Genomic DNA, 20321 nt, shown 5'->3' on the forward strand with positions numbered 1-20321 from the left:
AATGGCTGCAAAAGCAGCATAAAAGCCGCGTCAAACCAATCCGAATCATCATGATAAACCAATTTCAACAGAATCTGATCCAGCAAGCAATTTAACTAAGCATAAATTAAAGCTATTCATAAGAAGCTGAAAAAAATCAACTTTTGCTATAAACAAAAAGAGGGAGCCTTTTTAGACACCCCCGTTAAATTGAGAAGAATATTAAAATGATAGTATAAAACTAATAAAGGTCATTTGAAATGATGAGCTTTATTTGGCATAAATATTAACAATAATTAAAAATCAAAATAATTAGTAATAATTATAATTGGTATGACATAAATTAAACTATTATTTCACTATCTAAAAATCAAAAAAATGAAAAAACTAATCTATCTAACGCTTTTATTTACTTTAATAATTATTAATGGTTGTAAAAAAGAATAAATCATTAATAATAAAACGTCTGCACACAATAATGATTTATCAATTAAAGATAATACAAGGATTACTTTAGCTCTATCAAATTTAAGTTTGAATCTGCAACCTTTCGATGATTTAACTCCAACTGATGTTCAGAATTTAGACGAACTACAAGCGAGCCAGTTACTACAGTCCACAGTTGAATCAGGAACTACACTATATAATAATTTGATTGATCAGATTGTTGGAACTCAAGAGTGGAATACGCTTACTTATGAAGAGCAAACTTATATTCTAAATTTTACTCCACAGCAAAAAGCAATGTTGGCCATATTATACGAAGCAGCAAATAATTCTGCAGCAACAGGAGGTACTCCTAAATGGGTGCATTGTGCATTGTGCATTGGCTGCACTTGGCTTTAACCAAGCCTATACCTTGTTTTCGAGTGCATTTACTACAGGAATGACAGCTACAACAGCACTTCAAGCATTGAAATTTGTTGGTGTGAAATATTTAGGATACATTGCTCTTGCTGTCGCTGTTTATGAGTTCATAGAATGTGTTAATTCAGATGAAGGGATCCCAAGACAGCTAGTTGCTAAGCAATTAGATTCTTATCTATTACCATTGCCACTTAATCCGGTACAATTATATTGTACAAGTCCGGAAGCTGTTTTAGATACCGTAAATAATCTTTGGTTAAACACTACTATTTTTCAAAACTCTGCAAATAATAAATATTACGCAGATAGTAGTTATACCACATTTGTGCCAGATGGTTATTATTCTATTTGTAATAATACTTCTGGTTTTATTATTTATAGAATTGTTGATGGGGTAAGCATCGCTGCATATACAATCGAATCAATATAAACTGAAATTGCCATATCTTCAAAACCTCACCCTAAAAAAGTGAGTTTTTTTTATGACATAATTTTTAAACCCCTCCATGCGTTTATTCCTATATTTGTAAACCATGAAGAAGAAAGCCATTTTTATCCTGTTTGTATTGGTATTTAGCTTTGCTGTAAGTCCCAATGTTAACGCACAATGTTCTATGTGTACCATTAATGCCGAACAGGGGGTGAAAAATGGCAATACACAAACCGCCGGTTTAAATACAGGTGTGTTGTACCTTTTGTCTCTTCCTTATTTAATGGCGGTAATTGTGGGCGTGGTGTGGTATAAAAAATACCGAAAAAAAAATATCCAGCTCCACATGAAAAAGGAACCTTTTAACTTAAATTAAAAGTATGTCTGATCAAACGACCTCAAAACTCTACGCCATTGTACATTGTAAATGCCCGCATTGCCGTAGGGGAGATATTTTTACAGGCAGTATGTATGGCTGGAACATTCAGCACACTAAAGAAATCTGCGGACATTGCGCACAGCGGATAGAAATTGAACCTGGTTACTTTTATGCAGCTATGTATGTAAGCTATGCCATGAATGTGATTGAAATGCTGATCGCCAGTTTTCTTACCTATTTAATTTTTGGTCCGCTTACCGATGAAACTTTCTGGCCATACCTGATTGTTATTTTTACCGGTTGTTTTGTACTGTATCCCTTTAATTACCGTTATTCCAGGATTATATTGCTTCATGTTCTGTCGCCAAATATTAAGTACAAGCCGTATTACGATAAGTAGTATGGGATAATCGTTTAAATCGTATAAACTGGTTAATTGTTGGTTTAGCGGTTAGTGATAAGCGTTTGGCGAAGATTTAACAACATAAATGTAGGGGCCATTTAAACCAATGGCTACTGAACTGATGACCAATGAACCCTGAATGATGCTTAAAAAAGAAACCCTGAACTTTATAAAGGATGTTACGGAAAATAACAACCGCGAATGGTTCGCTGCTAATAAAGATGTGTACGAAGCGGCCAAAGCTGATGTTTTGGCATTGGTAGGTAAGCTTATTCCCGAACTGGCCAAGGTAGACCCCTTGCTTTCAGCAGAGGCTGATCCTAAAAAAAGCCTGTTGCGCATTTATCGCGATGTGCGTTTCAGTAAAAATAAAGATCCCTATAAAAATAACTTCGGTGTCTGGTTTTCGGCAAAAAGTAAAGGGGGCAACGAGCCGGGTTATTATCTGCATATCCAGCCAGGAAAGAGTTTTCTTGCCGGCGGCTACTGGATGCCTGATGCACCGCATTTAAAATTGATCAGGCAGGAGATTGATTACAATATAGGCGATTTTAAAGAAATTATAAACCAAACGGATTTTAAGAGAAATTTTAAACTGGGATTTGATAATGCCCTTAAAAATGCGCCTAAAGGTTATGATCTTGCAGATCCGAACATCGAATTTTTGAAGCTGAAAAGTTTCGAAGCCACACAGAAAATCGATGACGAAGAATTTTTAAAACCAAACCTCGTTAATAAGTTGATAAGTTCTTTCAAAACAATACAACCATTAGTTGCATTTTTACGGAATGCGATAGAGCAGTAGACAGTTAGCAGTTGTCAATAACCAAAAACTAATTACCAGTCTTGCTACTTAATACCCGCTACTTGCTACTAAAAACTAAACTCTTGAAACTTTAAACATGAAAAATACTTTTTTTGCCTTTGCCGTTCTCCTTTTTATTTCTTCATTAACTTCTTGCGTAGTGTTATCCCCTAAAAAGTATAAAGCTTTACTAGGGACTAAAGATTCGCTTTACACCGCTTTTAATGAAGGTTTGATCAAAATAGAAAATCTTGAAAAAGAAATGGCAGGATTAAAAAAGGATACCACATTGATGGCTGAAGAGCTTCGCGATCTGCAAAATAGCTACAATACTGTTGATGCCAATTACAAAAAGCTTAAAAGTAATTCCTCCAGCGAAATCACCAAGTTATCAGGTGATCTGGCTGCCCGCGAGAAACGTTTGAAAGAGGTGGAAGAGGTGCTGCGCAAACGAGATGAAGCCACCAACTCGCTCAAAGAAAAATTGCAGCAGGCCCTGTTAGGCTTCACCAAAAGTGGTTTAACGGTCGAAATTAAAAATGGTAAAGTATATGTTTCACTAACCGATAAGCTTTTATTTCCTTCAGGAAGTATTATTATTGATGAAAAAGGTAAGCAGGCTTTAACACAATTGGCCAATGTATTAAAACAACAGCCAGAAATTAATATTGCAGTTGAAGGCCATACCGATAACCAGAAAATAAATAACCTGGGGCAGATTAAAGATAACTGGGATTTAAGTGTATTAAGAGCTACTTCTGTAGTACGTTATTTAACAGAGAACGAGAAGGTAGAAAGTGTAAGGATGACGGCTACAGGTAAAGGCGAGTTTCAGCCCCTGGGCTCTAACGCAAGTGCTGATGGAAGAAGCAAAAACAGAAGGATAGAGATTGTACTTTCGCCTAAGCTGGATGAGCTTTACAATTTGATAAAATAATAGTAGGGAATTAATGGGACGGACTAAAAGGTTCCTTGTTTTCAAATTAAAGATCAATTTTAGGATCAGGAGATGATAAGCGGAAAACTGGAGCAATCCCGGTGTTTTGCCATGTGTGTGCGTTTCGTCAAAAAATAATTTTGTTTTAAGATTAGGAAACGATAGGTCTGTGGTTCTTGGCGGCCCGCTGTCCCGCCATTCGCTATAGCTCCGATGAAAAATCGGAGGCTGCCGCTACTGTCGGGTTTAGGAACAAAGGTTGGCGCCCTGCAAACGCTCAAAATGAAATACTGCCCTTGCCACTTAGCCCCGGTTTAAGCGGTTACCCTGCATCAACGAGGTAAGAGGCAGCGAAGCGTAAAAGCGGAAAACGGGACGAAATTTGGTGATTTGCACAGGCCTTGCGCCCCAGATAAAAAAATAATTTTGTTTTAAGATTCGGAAACGATAGGTCTGTGGTTCTTGGCGGCTCGCAGTCCCGCCATGCGCTATAGCTCCGATGAAAAATCGGAGGCTGCCGCTACTGTCGGGTTTAGGAACAAAGGTTGGCGCCCTGCAAACGCTCAAAATGAAATACTGCCCTTGCCACATAGCCCCGGTTGAAGCGGTTACCCTGCAGCAATGGGGTACGAGGCAGCGAAGCGTAAAAGCGGAAAACGGGACGAATTTGGTGATTTGCACAGGCCCTGCGCTCCAGATAGAAAAATAATTTTGTTTTAAGATTAGGAAACGATAGGTCTGTGGTTCTTGGCGGCCCGCTGTCCCGCCATTCGCTATAGCTCCGATGAAAAATCGGAGGCTGCCGCTACTGTCGGGTTTAGGAACAAAGGTTGGCGCCCTGCAAACGCTCAAAATGAAATACTGCCCTTGCCACTTAGCCCCGGTTGAAGCGGTTACCCTGCATCAACGAGGTAAGAGGCAGCGAAGCGTAAAAGCGGAAAACGGGACGAAATTTAGTGTCTAGTATTGGCCTTGCGCTCCCGTATAAGAGATGCGAAACAGATGGTTAAATACCACCTGTATTATAGATTTTGGTGTCGGCGATAAGATTTTAAAATCTTGAAAGTATGCTCAAATTCGTAGCTGCTCAAATTCGCATAATCGGGCATAGAGATTTTATAAACCGTTAAAAAGTTGAGCAATTCTTTAATTACATTTGAGACTTCTTCCGATTCCTCGGTATGTTTCAGGGTATCGATCTTACTTAACAGTAAGGTTATTTCATACATCTTGAAATTATTTTTCTTGGTAATATTCAAGCCTGTATTGGTTTCTAAAAGTGCTTGTTCATAATGATGTGTGGCATTGTAAAAATTTGCTTTAAAAACATTAAAGCTGGCCAGTACAAAATTGGTATAATAGGTATAATCGCTGCTTATAATTTTATCTACAAAATGTATAATACGCTGCGCCTTTTTAAAATAATTTAATTTAACATAGGTTTGCCCTAACTTAAGCAACAAAAAAGGAGAGAATACCGAATATCTGACGTAAAAAATATTGGGATATTTATGGAGTATAGCCATAATAAAACGGTGACATTCTGCATAATTTTTCTGAGAAAATAATACCATTAACACCAGTCTATAAGAAAGTATCTCAGCGGAGGTAATTTCTTCATTTTTCTTTGGTTTACTCTGATCTATCTGTTGGCAGAGTTTAATGATTTTATCTTCAAGGCTTTTGCTTTCATTGGGTTTGTTAATCAGGTTGTTATGGAAATAAAGTATCAGATCGTAAGGGTTGATTGGAAAAAGTTCGTTCAATCTTTTATAATTCCTTTTTAATAGCTGCATTGAATTAGCTAAAGCCAATTTATCAACATCGATAATATTAACGTTGCATTCTATTACATGCAGTAAAAGTTGAATGTCTTCATTCAGTACGTTTTTTGATATTGTTCTGATCGTTTCTTTATATAGGTTGCCCGTAGTACGTCCGGTAGTCATAATATCAATAAAATCTGTATCCACACTTAATTTGTTAAAGTTTGCATTGGGTTTGCTCAACTCATATTTGGATACATAACAAATAAAATCGAATGCATTATTTTTTTCACAGTTGGAAAATGGCAGTTTGAATATGTTTTTTAAAGCGGCAATTTCGTTTCGGTTGATACAAAATCTGATTGACCAGTTAAGAATATGATCCCTTTGATAGCTTTGATGGCGGAAATTTTTCAGGATGTATTCAAAAAAAGGTTTATCAGGTTTATATTCAAATTTATCGGTAATCTGTATAAACAGGAAATAAGTATAAATATTGTCGCTTATAAAGCGGACGATCTCTGTAGGGATGGTTGTACTTAATCTTTTCTCCTCAATAATAATCCCAGCGTGCAAAAGTTCTTCATAGGTATCAGGATAACAATTGATGTAGCTTAAGATCTTTTCTTTGGAAACTCTTAATTTCTTGTTTCCTTCTGAAATGCAATCACTGATCTTTTTAAGCAGAAATATCTTTTCGGTGCTTTTTTTTGCGAGGAATACACGCTTTTCTAAAAAATAATGGATCAGTTCATAACATAATAATGGATTGTTCAGTTCGAGCTGTTGATTTTCATCTTTGAGTTTGAAATAAACCTGTAACCAGAAAGGCGTTTTAAACTGGGTTAACAGCGGCAGACTTACGTCAGCTCGATTGATAATTTTATTTTCTAAATGGCTTAAGGTGTAGAGAATCTCATCAACATTTAACGATGGTACATTACTGAGTGTTTCCTCATCATAAAATAATCCGGTATACCAGGCTTTAGTTAGGGATGCGGAACCATAAATGGCCGGCTGGATATTGATCCAGGTATCTGTTCGCAGGCCAAATATGAGCTTAACAAAACTGTTTTCTTCTATGCTGTATAAAAAGTCTATAAATATTTTGAAATAATTGCTCTTGGCTAGATATTCATCTATACCGTCAACAATAATAACAAAACGACCTTCGCGTTTTTCAGGGTTTTTTTTGAAAAAACTGATCAATTCACTAAGGTTTCTGAATTTGAATTCTTTTAAAAACCACTCTTTTAAAGTATCACTGTTTTGGATGATGGTATTGAGACTGGTAGAATTAACCAGCAAAACAATATCGTTTTTGTAAATGGCGTTTTCTGAAAAGAAAAAATACTCTACCATGTGGGCAAGCAGTATTGATTTTCCTTGTCCGGGTTGTGCGCTTACGGTGGTAAACTGATAGTTGTTTTTTAAGAAATAGTCAAAGTCCGGATAAAAAAAACTTCTGTTGGCCGTGGCATTAAAGGGAACACCGGAATTATTTTTCTTGGCAATTAATGACACTTCGGTAATGGCGTGTGCCTTTAACTTTAAATCCTGCCAGATACTTTGAGCTGAACTGGTCTGGTTTTCCTTATCCTTACAGAATGCATCCCAATCATTATAACCTACATACTGCGAAAGGCTGTTTAAAGTGAACAAAGAAAATTTATGTAAGGTGTTTGCAAAGCCAAAAAAACGTTTGATCGTTGTTTCACTTACATAATTCTTAGTTTCCTGATATACATATTCAGAAATTATCTTACAATGAGCCGGGTCGATGTTTCTCAAACCAGATTTTAGAAGAACAAACTTCCGGAGTTCGATAAGGAGATCGTTAGCATTCATGAACTATCTTATAGGATGACTTTTGCTAATGTCATCATAATTTCACAATTGAAGAAATCTATTCACGAAGAAAGCCCTGTATGAATAAAATGAATAAATGAGACACAATAAAAATGAATAGCAATGGATAAGGGAGGTAGCTATTCTAAAATTAGATTTGTCATGATTATATAATGCACTTAGTAAAAACAACCACACAAGGGCATTGATCACATTAGTAAGTCTCCTAAATAACGCCTGATATGATGAAAATCTTTACTTTATCGTCCCGAATAGGGATAATCCGCAATGTATATATTGCAGTCATCATTGTATTAACGCTCTTCTCTACTCAATCGTATGCGCAAACTAAAATTTTTGCAAATACCGTATCTGCTCAAAGCAGGGTAGATAATGCAATCAACGCAACTTTAGACAATAACACTTTCGCTAGCGTTAATTCATATGGTGGAATTGCGGTTGGAATTGGCTCATATAGTGGCGAGTTGGAATTAAAATATCCGGCTGCTGTTGCTGCGGGAACTACATCTTATATCAGGATAGATTTTGATGCAGATGTGCTGAACAGGTTGTTAGGTGGTAGTTTAGGAGCCTTGCTGGCTAACGTCGGCGGAACGGTGGTTTTGGGAAACCATTCCTTCCAGGTAGGTGCGAGAAATGGTGCTTTGGCTGTTCCCCCAACAGGTAGTAACAGTGCTGACGGATTTTCCTCGGATAACTTGCGGCTGGTAAAAGATGCAAATGGTTTCTTTTACGTTGCAATAACGCCTACACAGGCTTATGATCGGGTATTTGTTAAAGATGTAACCAATGCACTTCTGGTTTCGGTGGCTAATAATACAAAGGTTTATTATGCTTTTTATACTTCAGGTACCGATCCCTGTGCACAGGCATTTGCTACAGGATTTGAAGGAACCGGAATTACACTAGATGCCTTACAGTTAGGCAGCTCAGGCGTAACCAATAGTGAAAGGGCAATTGATTCAGATTCAGAGAATTTTTCTCAACTGAGTTTAGGGCTACTTGGCGTGGGATCATCCATTAGCCAGAATTTCTATTTTGCAACACCGTCAAATCCTGGCGATGATATTAACCTGAGGATCAGTGCTTCACCTGCATTGTTAACAGCGGGGCTGCTACAAAATATTTCTATAACAGCCTACAATGGCGGTACTCAGGTATATACCGGTTCAGCCGCAAGTTTATTAAACCTGGATTTATTGGGCTTACTCAATAGTGGGCAGCCAGTATCAATACCTTTTTCTCCAGGTGCCAATGTAGTTTACGATAGGGTGAAGGTTACGCTCGGTTCAGTAGTTGCTTTAAACCTCACACAAACCATCAATTTATATGGTGTAATCCGCTCTGCAGGCAGGCCAACGCCAGTAAGCACAGCGATTGGTGCATGCTACAATAATACTGTGGCATTAAATGCTACTACGCCCAATATTAACGAATTGAGGTGGTATGAAGCAATAGAAGGCGGAACGGCATTACAAACGGTTGCTTTTAATGGCACTTTTACTACACCTGCGCTGAACGCTAATAAAACTTATTATGTCGCTGCCAGAAGGGTAGGCTGTACAGCCGAATCGGCAAGGATACCGGTTGCGATTACCGTAAATCCACAAATTATTTTCAATGGCGCTACCTTAACCAATGCCACGCCAGGTTTCGCCTATTCTAAACAATTGGATGCCGCCACAGGTGGAACTGCAGGCTATACTTATGCCTTGGCGCCAGGCAGTACGTTGCCGGCAGGTTTAAGTTTATCATCGGTCGGCGCAATTACCGGAACCCCAACGGTAGCAAATACCTATAGTTTTTCTGTAGTTGCTACTGATGCCAAAGGCTGTAAAGCAACTGCAACGTATAATTTAACAGTTACGGCTGCATTGGTTCTTACCCCAGGTGCATTGCCAGATGGTTTAACAGGAACTGTCTATCCAACACAAACCGTTCCCGCTGCAACCGGTGGAACGGGACCGTATATTTATACCGCAGCAGGGGTTCCTCCAGGCTTAACTTTTAATCCAACAACAAGAGAAATTACCGGAACACCAGGCCAGCCTGGAACATACACCATATCATTTACAGTTGTTGATGCAAACGGTAATACACTAACATCTAATTATGCCGTAAAGATAACTGATCCATTATTACTATCAGCAGCAACTTTAGCTGATGGTACTACCGGAACAATTTATACTACGCAAATTATACCAGGCGCAACCGGTGGAACCACACCTTATACTTATTCGGCAACCGGTGTCCCTCCGGGTTTAACTTTCAATTCATCAACCAGGGCCATTACCGGTACGCCAACAACTATTGGTTCTTATACTGTACCCGTTACGGTAACTGATGCTGACGGAAAAACGGTGACCACCAATTATACGATTAATATTAACAATCCGCTTCTTTTGCCTGCTGCAACCCTGCCAGATGGAACAGAGGGCGCAGTTTATGCGACGCAGACTTTACCGGCCGCCACCGGTGGTGTGGGACCTTATACTTATGCTGGTACCAATCTTCCTGACGGACTATCTTTTAACGCAAGCACCAGGGAGGTTACAGGTACACCAACACAGGCAGGTAATTACGTTATTGCCATTACCGTCACTGATAGCCAGGGTAAAACAGCCAGTGACAATTATCCTGTTAAAGTAAACGGTACCTTAAGCTTACCAACCAAAACTTTACCTAACGGGATTGTTGGCGCTTCTTATTTACCACAAACTTTACCGGCTGTAACAGGAGCAACGTCTCCATATACCTATGCAGCAACAAGTCTTCCGCCGGGGTTATCGTTTAACCCAGCTACAAGGGAGATTTCCGGAACACCAACACAAGGCGGTACTTACAATATTTCTTTAACCGTTACAGATGCTAACAATAATAAGGCAACAACTACTTATACCCTAACTGTAACGGTAAATGCACCGGTTGTGGCTTCAGCTACCGTATGTACCGGAAGCATGGCTACCTTAATAGTGAGTAACCTGCAGGCAGGTGTAACTTATAACTGGTATGCATCAACAGGAAGTACACCATTGGTAACTGGCAATAACGGTACTTATGTAACGCCAACAGTAAACGCAGCTACAGTATTTTATGTAGAAGCCGTTTCCGGAACGGCAACCAGTTCGAGAACATCGGTTACCGTTTCCGTTAATCCACCTGCAACTTTAGCAACCGTAACTACAAATAACCAGGTCATCAACTCCGGACAAACCACCACTTTAACAGCTACCGCTGACGCCGGAAATACCATTGCCTGGTTTGATGCTCCATCAGCAGGTACGCAGGTTGGAACGGGGCCTTCATTCACAACGCCAGCTTTAACGGCAACGAAAACCTATTACATAGAAACCACAAGTAGCAATGGCTGTAAAAGTGCAGTCCGTGTTCCCGTTACTGTAACGGTAATTAACGGTGGTGGCGCAACAGCTTGTAACGTAGCAAACAGTCAAAATACGGGTATTAATGGTATCTGTTTATTATGTGCTGTAAATGGTGCAGGTAACTCTACTGACGCTGATGCCAATAACTTCACCAGAATTTCTCTTGCTGTGGGGGTTACGGCAACGGGCTACCAACAATTAATTTTCCCAACTGCCGGGATTGCTACGGATAGTATCCGTTTAGATCTGGCTTTACCAACAGGTTTAGCTGATGTTGGTCTTTTAAATAACATAACCGTTACCATATTAAATGGGAACACGGTTGTAAAAACAGTTCAATTAAATGGTGCATTGCTGAGTCTTCAACTGTTATCAGGTAACCGTTTTACGGCAACTGTTTTAGCAGGTGGGGCTTACGATAGGGTTCAGGTAAGCTTTGGTGCACTTGCATCCGCTTTAACCAGCCTGGATATTTATGGAGCGACAGTAGTTTATCCCAATCCAACATTTATAGCCGGCGCACAATCTATTTGTGCAGGTAGTATGGCAACAATTAGCGCAACTGCAAATGGTGGCACTGCTTTAGCCTGGTTTGATGCTGCGACAGGCGGCAACCAGGTGGGTACAGGCGCAAACTTCACCACGCCTGCATTAACCGCTACGACAACTTATTATGTTCAGGTCAGTAAGGGCAATTGTTCAAATACCACAAGGGTTCCGGTGGTTATTACTGTTAATCCGGCAATTGTATTTACTGGTACTGCTTTAACCAATGCAACAATTGCCTCGCCCTATAGTAAGCAACTTCCGATAGCTACCGGCGGAACACCAGGTTATACTTATGCTTTGGCAGCAGGTAGTTCGTTACCAGCAGGTTTAACTTTATCAGCTAATGGCCTGTTAAGCGGCACGCCAACTGCAACAGGTAACCCAACATTCGATGTTGTAGTAACAGATACAAAAGGTTGTAGCACAACAGCAACATTTACGCTAACCGTAACCCCTGCATTGGCGTTAGCTCCGGGTGCATTGCCTAACGGCGTAACAGGTACAGCTTATACCACCAATGGGATTCCTGCTGCAACCGGAGGAACAGGCCCTTATACTTATTCCGCTACCGGTGTTCCGCCAGGATTAACCTTTAATCCTGCAACAAGAGAAATTACAGGTACGCCAACCCAGATCGGAACTTTTACCATTCCGGTTACGGTAACCGATGTCAATGGCAATACGGTTACGGCGAGCTACACAATTAAAATAACCGACCCATTGGTTTTACCTGCGGCAACTTTAGCCAATGGAGCTACCGGTACCGTTTACCCTACTCAAACTATTCCATCTGCAACAGGGGGAACCGGTCCTTATACTTATTCCGCTACCGGTGTTCCGCCAGGATTAACTTTTAATCCCGCTACAAGAGAAATTACCGGGACACCAACACAATCAGGAACTTTTTCGGTACCCGTAACGGTAACCGATGCTGATGGAAAAACAGTAACCACTAATTATGCAATAGTAGTGGCTGATCCGCTATTATTGCCAGCAGCAACTTTGCCTGATGGAACAGAAGGAACAGTATATGCTACACAAACATTGCCATCTGCGACTGGTGGCGTTGGTCCGTACACTTATGTGGCCAGCAATCTGCCGGCAGGATTAACCTTTAATCCGACAACAAGACAAATTTCCGGAACACCTACACAGGCCGGAAATTATACGATCGGTGTAACTGCAACAGATAGTGAAGGCAGAACAGCAAGTAATAATTATTCACTCAAAATAATAGGCATATTATCATTACCAGGTGCAACTTTACCAAATGGTATTGTCGGTACCCCTTATCCAACACAAACTTTGCCAGCAGTAACAGGTGGAACAGCGCCATATACTTACCTGGCTACGAACCTTCCCCCGGGCTTAAGTTTTAATACTGCAACAAGGGAAATCACAGGAATACCAGCTTTAGGCGGAACTTTTACCATCTCTTTAACGGCAACAGATGCTAACGGAAACAAAGCTACAACTGCGTACAGTTTAACCGTAACGGTTGATGCTCCTGTAGTTGCTTCAGCAACAGTTTGTGCCGGAAGTTCAGCCACTTTAAGCGTTAGTAACTTGCAGGGTGGTGTAACTTATAACTGGTATGCTTCTACCGGAAGTACACCATTGGTTACCAATAATACAGGCGTTTTCGTCACACCTGCGGTAAACGCTCCTACGGTATTTTATGTTGAGGCAGTATCCGGAACTGCAGTAAGCCCGAGAACTGCCGTTAATGTTTCGGTTAACCCAGCAGCTACTGCAGCGACGGTAACCACTAACAGCCAGGTAATTAATGCCGGCCAGTCTACTACTTTAATGGCCACGGCCGATACCGGAAATACCATTCAATGGTATGATGCTGCTACGGGAGGAACACAGGTAGGTGCAGGTAATTCATTTACTACACCAATACTATCTGCTACTACCACTTATTATGTCGAAACTACAAATGCCAGCGGTTGTAAAAGTGCAAGCCGCGTACCTGTAACGGTTACTGTACTAAATAATGGCGGCGGTACTGCATGTAATGCGGCCAATGCGCAAAATTCCGGAATTAACGGAATCTGTTTATTATGCGGTATAACTGGTGCAGGAAATTCTACTGATGCTGATCCTACCAACTTTACCAGGATATCGCTGGCAGCAGGTGTCGGTGGATCGGGTTACCAGCAATTAATTTTCCCTACGGTAGGAACAGCTACAGATAGTATTCGTTTAGATTTAGCCTTGCCTACCGGTTTGGCAGATGTAGGCTTATTAAATAACGTAACTGTTACGGTATTAAATGGTACTACGGTTGTAAAAACGACACAATTAAATGGTGGATTGTTAAATCTCCGACTTTTATCTGGTAACCGTTTTGCAGCAACTGTATTGGCAGGTGGCGCATACGATAGGATACAGGTTAGTTTCGGTGCATTAGCTACCGTCTTAACCAGCCTGGATATTTATGGGGCAACTGTGATTTATCCTGGTCCGACAGTAACCGCCGGTGCTCAAACTATTTGTGCAGGAAGTACGGCAACATTAACTGCAACGGCAAATGGCGGTACAACATTAGCCTGGTACGATGCAGCAACAGGTGGTACACAACTGGCCACTGGCGAAACATTTACCACTCCAGCTTTAACAGCTACCACAACCTATTATATTCAGGTAAGCAAAGCTGGTTGTCCGAATACCATAAGAATTCCGGTAACTGTAACGGTAACACCGGCATTACCAACACCGGTGCTGGCAACCATTGCAGATGTTTGTGAGGGTTCGTCAGCAACGTTAGCGGTTGCTAATCCAGATGCTTCAATAACCTACAGATGGTATGATGCTGCAACAGGAGGAAACCTGATTTTTACAGGTGCAGTATTTTCAACACCGGCATTAACAGCTGCTACTAATTATTATGTAGAGGCTGCGCAAGGGAACTGTACAAGCACCGCACGTGCTGCCGCAGCTGTATCGGTAAATCCTCGCCCGGCTTTACCTGGTGTGACCGCAAGTTTATCAACAGTGAGCGCAGGACAAACTGCAATTTTAACAGCCAGTTCTGCAGATCCTACACATACTTTCAATTGGTATACTTCAAATACCTCCACTACGCCTGTTTATATAGGTGCTACTTATGTTACACCGCCTTTATTGGCTACTACAACTTACTATGTAGAATCGGTTTCTACTAACGGATGTACTTCGGCAAGCCGTGTTCAGGTTACCATTATTGTTGATGGAAACGGATCTCCAAACCCTGTACCATGCGAGGCCGCAACAACACAGGTTGGTGGTGTTACAGGTGTAGCTTTGTTAGCAGGTGTGTTTAACCCAACATTGGCTATTGATAACGATACGCAAACCGCTTCTTCTTTGGTGATGCCAGTTGGAGCAGTTGGTGCCTCTGTTTATCAAAGAGTTGGTTTTGGTTCATTATCCAAAGTTGGAGATACGGTACGCGTTTTGGTCTCATCACCAGGAAAACTGTTATCACTTTCGCTCTTAGGAAACGCTTCAATTACTTCTTATGTCGGCGCCAACAGCAATGGCGATTCAAAATTGTTAAATGATAACCTGCTCAATATTCAATTGTTGAGTGGTAATACCCAGGCCTTAATTACTTTTGTTCCAACGAATGTTTTCGACGGGGTAGAGGTTAGGTTAAACTCAGGTGTATTGGGAGCCCTGACATCAATCAACTTAAATTACGCGCAGCGAATTTTGGTTGCACCTACTGTAGCATCAGGTAACGTTACAGCTTGTGTTGGTCAAACTGCACAGCTTGAAGTAAGCAACCCATCGGCAAGTTTAACTTACAGATGGTACGATGCCACAGGTACCTATTTAACCGGTAAAGATGGTATCATATTCACTACGCCAATACTAACAGGCGATACTAAATTCTACGTTGCCGCAGTTTCTGCCACTGGTTGTGTGAGTTACAAAACAGCGGTTAATGTAGTTACAAATCCGGCACCGGTAGCACCAGATCTACTTTCAGCATCTGTTAATACTTGTCCGAATACTTCGGTTATGCTTCAGGTTAAAAATCCGATTGCAGGTACAACCTATAACTGGTACGATACTGCCACATCTGCTACCGTCTTATTTACTGGCGACAATTTTACAACGCCATTAATTGCAGCTGATAGAAGTTATTTTGTTGCCGCAGTAAATGCCTGTGGAAGTTCATCAGCAAGAACTGAAGCCAAAATTATTTTGGGAACCATTGATGTTCCGGTAATTACACCTCCATCAATTACCATTAGTGAAGGTGCTGTAGCCGTATTAAAGGCAACATCAAGTACAGCCGGAGCAACCATTAACTGGTATACTACAGCAAACGGAACAGTTCCGGTATTTACTGGCGAAACCTATGTAACACCACAATTAAGCACAACCACTACCTATTATGTAGAAGCAACTATTCCGGGTGGCTGTACTGCGACCAGCAGGGCAACTGTAACGGTTACGGTAATTCCTAACGGTAACCCGATAACTACTCCTTGTGGGGTAGCTACAACAACAGTTGCAACTGGTGTAACAGGTGTAGCCGTATCGGCGGGAGTTTTCAACCCAACCTTTGCGGTCGATAACGACATCAATACCGGATCCAGCCTGGTTATTCCAGCGGGATTCTTAGGTGCTTCTGTTTATCATCAGGTTGGTTTTACAGGATTATCAAACATTGGCGATACACTAAGAGTGAAAATTACCACTCCTGGTACATTGCTTTCAGCAGGTATATTATCTAATTTAACGGTAACCACTTTCCAGGGTTCAGTCAGCAATAATGATGCGGTTTCAATAGCTAGCCCATTAATCAACTTACAATTATTATCTGGCGGAACATCGGCGATATTAACTTTCGTACCAACCAGCAGATTTGACGGCTTGGAACTGAGGTTAAACTCCGGACTTCTTGGTGCATTAACTTCTGTTAATCTAGATTACGCCCAAAGGGTAATCACTGCGCCAACCATCACAGCAGCTAATGCTAGTGCTTGTCAAGGGTCATCAGCAACTTTAAGTGTGCAGAACCCACAGGCAGGTGTGGTGTATAAATGGTACCTGGGAACCACTTATCAGGCAGGCAAAGATGGTGCAACTTTTATAACAGACCCTGCTTTGGCTGCGGGAACTTATGTTTATTCGGTAACCGCTACGGCTAATGGCTGTGAAACCCCCGGAACCAAAGTAACTGTAACCATTGTAACGCCACCGGCACCACCGGTTCCATCAACTACCAATCCTACCTCAACCTGTATCGGTTCATCTGCTACTTTAAGCGTACAGGCCGTTGCAGGGGTAACTTATAACTGGTACGATGCCACGGTAGCTGGAAATTTGCTGGTAACAAACAACAGTAGTTTTACTACATCTGCATCTCTTGCAGCAGGAACATATGATTATTATGTTGAAGCGGTAAGTGAAACAGGTTGTTCAAACGCAACGCGTACAAAAGTTTCCATTACAGTTAATCCATCAGCATTAGCTACTGATTTAAACGTAAACGGAACGACATCACTATGTGCTGCTGGTGCTGCAGTGCTTACGGCTACCAGTACAACTGTAACCAATCCGGTATTTACCTGGTATTCTGATGCGGCATTAACACAGGTTGCTTATGTAGGGGAGGTATTCAATACGCCAGCGCTTACCACAACCACCAAATACTATGTTACGGTTAGCGGAACAAATAAATGTGCAAACACTGCAGGTAACGCAAAAGAGGTTACGATAACCGTAAACCCTGCAGCTACCCAAACTGACATTAACCTGGCCGGAACAGGTACTGTTTGCGGTGGTGCTTCAGTTACCTTAAATGCAACGAGTACAACGGTAATTAATCCGATATTTACCTGGTATATCGATGCAGCTTTAACTACAGTAGCATTTACCGGTGCTAATTTCGTTACTCCAGTACTTACTGCAACAACAACCTATTATGTAACGGTTAAAGGAGATAATAAATGTGAAAATATAGCGGCTAATGCAAAATCAATCACCATTACCGTTAACCCTTCAGCCACTGACTCAGACATTTCCATTAGCGGGGTTACTCCAATCTGTAAAGGATCTACAGCTGCACTATCTGCCTCAACAACATCGGTGATCAATCCTGTATTTACCTGGTATAGCGATGCTAATTTAACTACAGTAGCTCATGTAGGTGCTAGCGTTACAACTCCTGCGCTTAATGCAACTACTAACTATTATGTAACTGTAAAGGGGGATAATAAATGCGAGAATTTAGCTGCAAGCGCTAAGATTGTTACGGTAATTGTTAAAGAATTTGCTACAGCTGCTGATATTGCAGTAAGCAATGCCCAAATCTGTTCAGGTTCTACCGTGATGTTAATGGCTTCAAGTACTACGGTTACTCAACCCGTATTTACTTGGTATAGCGATGCTTCATTAACGAACGCAGTATTTACCGGGCCAACTTTTACGGTAGCGGGTTTAACTGCCACTACTACTTATTATGTGAGTGTTAAGGGGGCTAATAAATGTGAAAACACTGCTGCAGATGCCAAAGCGGTAACCGTAACAGTTAATCCACTGGCTACTACTACTGATATAATCCTCAACGGAAGCACCATCGCCTGTGCAGGATCATCAGCGGTATTGAGCGCAACATCTCCATCAGTAACTAATCCCGTATTTACCTGGTACAGTGATGCAGCTTTAACTAATGTAAGTTTTATTGGCGCAACATTCACCACTCCACCATTAACTGCCACCACTACTTATTATGTAACCGTTAAAGGTGATAATAAATGTGAGAATGCGCCTGGTACAGCCAGAGTAGTTACCATTAATGTTAGCCCGGTTGCTACTGCTGCTGATGTTGCTACCGCTGATGCGAGAATATGCTCTGGGGCTGGTACAACTTTAGTAGCAAGTACAACAACCGTAACCAACCCAGTCTTTACCTGGTACAACGATGCGGCTTTAACTTCGATAGCTTATGTAGGTGCATCATTTGCCACGCCGGCATTAACGGCAACAACTAATTATTATGTAACGGTTAAAGGCGATAACAAATGTGAAAACTCATCAATCACCGCTAAAGTGGTAATGGTAACTGTTAACGAAGGTGCAACAGCTGCAGATATTGCCTTATCTGTACCGGCCAAGCTGTGTGGTTCTGGTTCCGCCGTAATCAATGCAAGTTCTACAACGGTAACCAATCCGGTATTTACCTGGTACAACGATGCCTCATTAACCAGTGTAGCCTTTACCGGGCCAACATTTAACACACCGGTATTAACCGCTACTACCACTTATTATGTAACTGTTAAAGGAACCAATAAGTGTGAAAATACAGCAGCTAATGCAAAACCCTTAACCGTAACGGTTAACCCAAATGCTTTAGCAGCGGATATTACGGTAAATGGATCAACCTCAGTTTGTAGCAATACTGCAGCAACATTAGCTGCAACAAGCACAACCGTAACGAACCCGGTATTTACCTGGTATAGCGATGCTACTTTAAATACGGTGGTATTTACAGGGGCATTATTTACGACACCGGTATTAGTGGCAAATACAACATATTACGTAACTGTTAAAGGTGATAACAGATGTGAAAATACGGCTGCAACAGCAAGGGCCGCAGCGATTACGGTAAATGCGTCGCCAGATAATCCGGTAGTATCAGTGCCAAATGGCGGGGTATGCGCAGGTGATGGAGCAACACTTACCGTAACCAATGCTCAGGCAGGTGTTACTTACGAGTGGTACAATGCAGCAGTTGGGGGTAATTTACTGTTTACTGGTGCAACATTCAATGTAACAGCCTTAACGGCAACAACAGATTACTATGTTTTAGCTATTGGAACAGGCGGTTGTACCAACAACGGTGGCCGCGTTAAAGTAACGGTCGCCGTCAATACAAAACCTGCGGTGCCAACGGTGGCTGCTATATCAGTTAGCGTTTGTACAGGAAGTACAGCAATATTAACCGTTACGAATCCCCAAACAGGTGTTACCTACAATTGGTATACTACATCGGCAGGTGGAACGGTAGCTGGAACAGGTATAAACTTTACAACACCAGCGGTCAATGCAAATACTACTTACTATGTTGAAGGTGGAAATGGAACTTGTATATCATCATCCAGAACAGCCGTGAATGTAATTGCACTACCGGTACCGGTTGCGCCGGCATCGGTAACAGCAGCAAATGGAACACTTTGCTCAGGTAGCTCAACGATATTAACAGTGAATAATCCGGTAGCAGGATTAGCATACAGATGGTATGCTGCAAGCTCGGGCGGAACAGTGCTGGCAGAAGGCACAGCTTTTACCACACCAAACTTAAATGTGACTACAATCTACTATGTAGAAGCAATTGCAGCAGGTGGTTGTGCAAGCGCAACAAGAACAGCTGTTACAATAACTGTGTTGCCGGTATTAGCAAAACCAACCGTAGCCGTACAAACTACAACAGCTAATAGTGTAACGTTTGCATGGACCGCGGTAGCAGGTGCTACAGCATACGAGGTTTCACTAAATAATGGTTTAAGCTGGGTTAACCCAACGGGCGGATCAAGCGGAACAACTTACCTTATAGCAGGCCTGAAACCAGATCAAAGTGTAAGTATCTTGGTAAGGGCTAAAGGTCAGATCGAATGCCAGACCAGCCAAAATGGTTCGGCAACCGGCAAAGCCGCTAATCCTTTTGGCGATCAGGTTTATATACCGAATGCATTTACGCCAAATAACGACGGTAAAAACGATGTATTCCTAATTTACGGTAATACCATATCAAGCGCGAAAATGAGTATTTACACACAATGGGGTCAGTTGATATTTCAGTCAGATAACGTTGCAAACGGATGGGACGGAACCTTCAAAGGGGTAAATCAACCGAATGGCGTTTACGTGTACATGGTTGATATTACCTTCAGTAACGGAACAACATCAATGAGAAAAGGTACAGTAACGCTGATTAGATAAGTAAGAGGATT

Annotated in this window: 8 protein-coding genes; 7 read left to right on the forward strand and 1 reads right to left on the reverse strand. The window is 41.4% G+C overall.

The annotated features are described in order from the left end of the window. The first annotated feature begins 513 nt into the window (after positions 1 to 513). The 6 genes from ACIQXP_RS20715 (at position 514) to ACIQXP_RS20740 (ending at position 3800) form a co-directional block, all read left to right on the forward strand. Positions 514 to 825, forward strand: coding sequence for a hypothetical protein (locus tag ACIQXP_RS20715; protein ID WP_293743116.1), 312 nt, complete (start codon positions 514 to 516; stop codon positions 823 to 825). Then, the gene (locus ACIQXP_RS20720) at positions 794 to 1276 is read left to right on the forward strand and encodes a hypothetical protein (protein WP_387507421.1); all 483 of its coding nucleotides are present in this window, start codon (positions 794 to 796) and stop codon (positions 1274 to 1276) included. The genes ACIQXP_RS20715 and ACIQXP_RS20720 overlap by 32 nt, the downstream gene beginning before the upstream one ends. A 103-nt stretch (positions 1277 to 1379) precedes the next feature. Next, entirely contained in the window at positions 1380 to 1652 is a 273-nt protein-coding gene (locus tag ACIQXP_RS20725) for a hypothetical protein (protein ID WP_387507423.1), read from the forward strand. Positions 1653 to 1656: 4 nt separating this feature from the next. Continuing rightward, positions 1657 to 2055 carry a DUF983 domain-containing protein gene (locus tag ACIQXP_RS20730; protein WP_090986732.1) on the forward strand — a complete coding sequence of 133 codons (399 nt, stop codon included), beginning with the start codon at positions 1657 to 1659 and terminating at the stop codon, positions 2053 to 2055. 142 nt (positions 2056 to 2197) lie between these two features. Next, the gene (locus ACIQXP_RS20735; protein WP_387507425.1) at positions 2198 to 2863 is read left to right on the forward strand and encodes a DUF2461 domain-containing protein; all 666 of its coding nucleotides are present in this window, start codon (positions 2198 to 2200) and stop codon (positions 2861 to 2863) included. 97 nt (positions 2864 to 2960) lie between these two features. Further along, positions 2961 to 3800, forward strand: coding sequence for an OmpA/MotB family protein (locus ACIQXP_RS20740; protein ID WP_293743120.1), 840 nt, complete (start codon positions 2961 to 2963; stop codon positions 3798 to 3800). A 1022-nt stretch (positions 3801 to 4822) separates the two neighbouring features. On the opposite strand, the gene ACIQXP_RS20745 is transcribed toward ACIQXP_RS20740, so the two are convergent. Further along, on the reverse strand, positions 4823 to 7414 hold the full coding sequence (locus ACIQXP_RS20745) for an NACHT domain-containing protein (RefSeq protein WP_387507430.1): 2592 nt from the start codon (positions 7412 to 7414) through the stop codon (positions 4823 to 4825). Between the two features lie 242 nt (positions 7415 to 7656). Between ACIQXP_RS20745 and ACIQXP_RS20750 the strand changes: the two genes are divergently transcribed. Next, positions 7657 to 20310 carry an Ig-like domain-containing protein gene (locus ACIQXP_RS20750; protein WP_387507433.1) on the forward strand — a complete coding sequence of 4218 codons (12654 nt, stop codon included), beginning with the start codon at positions 7657 to 7659 and terminating at the stop codon, positions 20308 to 20310. Positions 20311 to 20321 lie beyond the last annotated feature (11 nt).

Source organism: Pedobacter suwonensis (assembly GCF_044762335.1).
Taxonomy (GTDB): Bacteria; Bacteroidota; Bacteroidia; order Sphingobacteriales; family Sphingobacteriaceae; genus Pedobacter.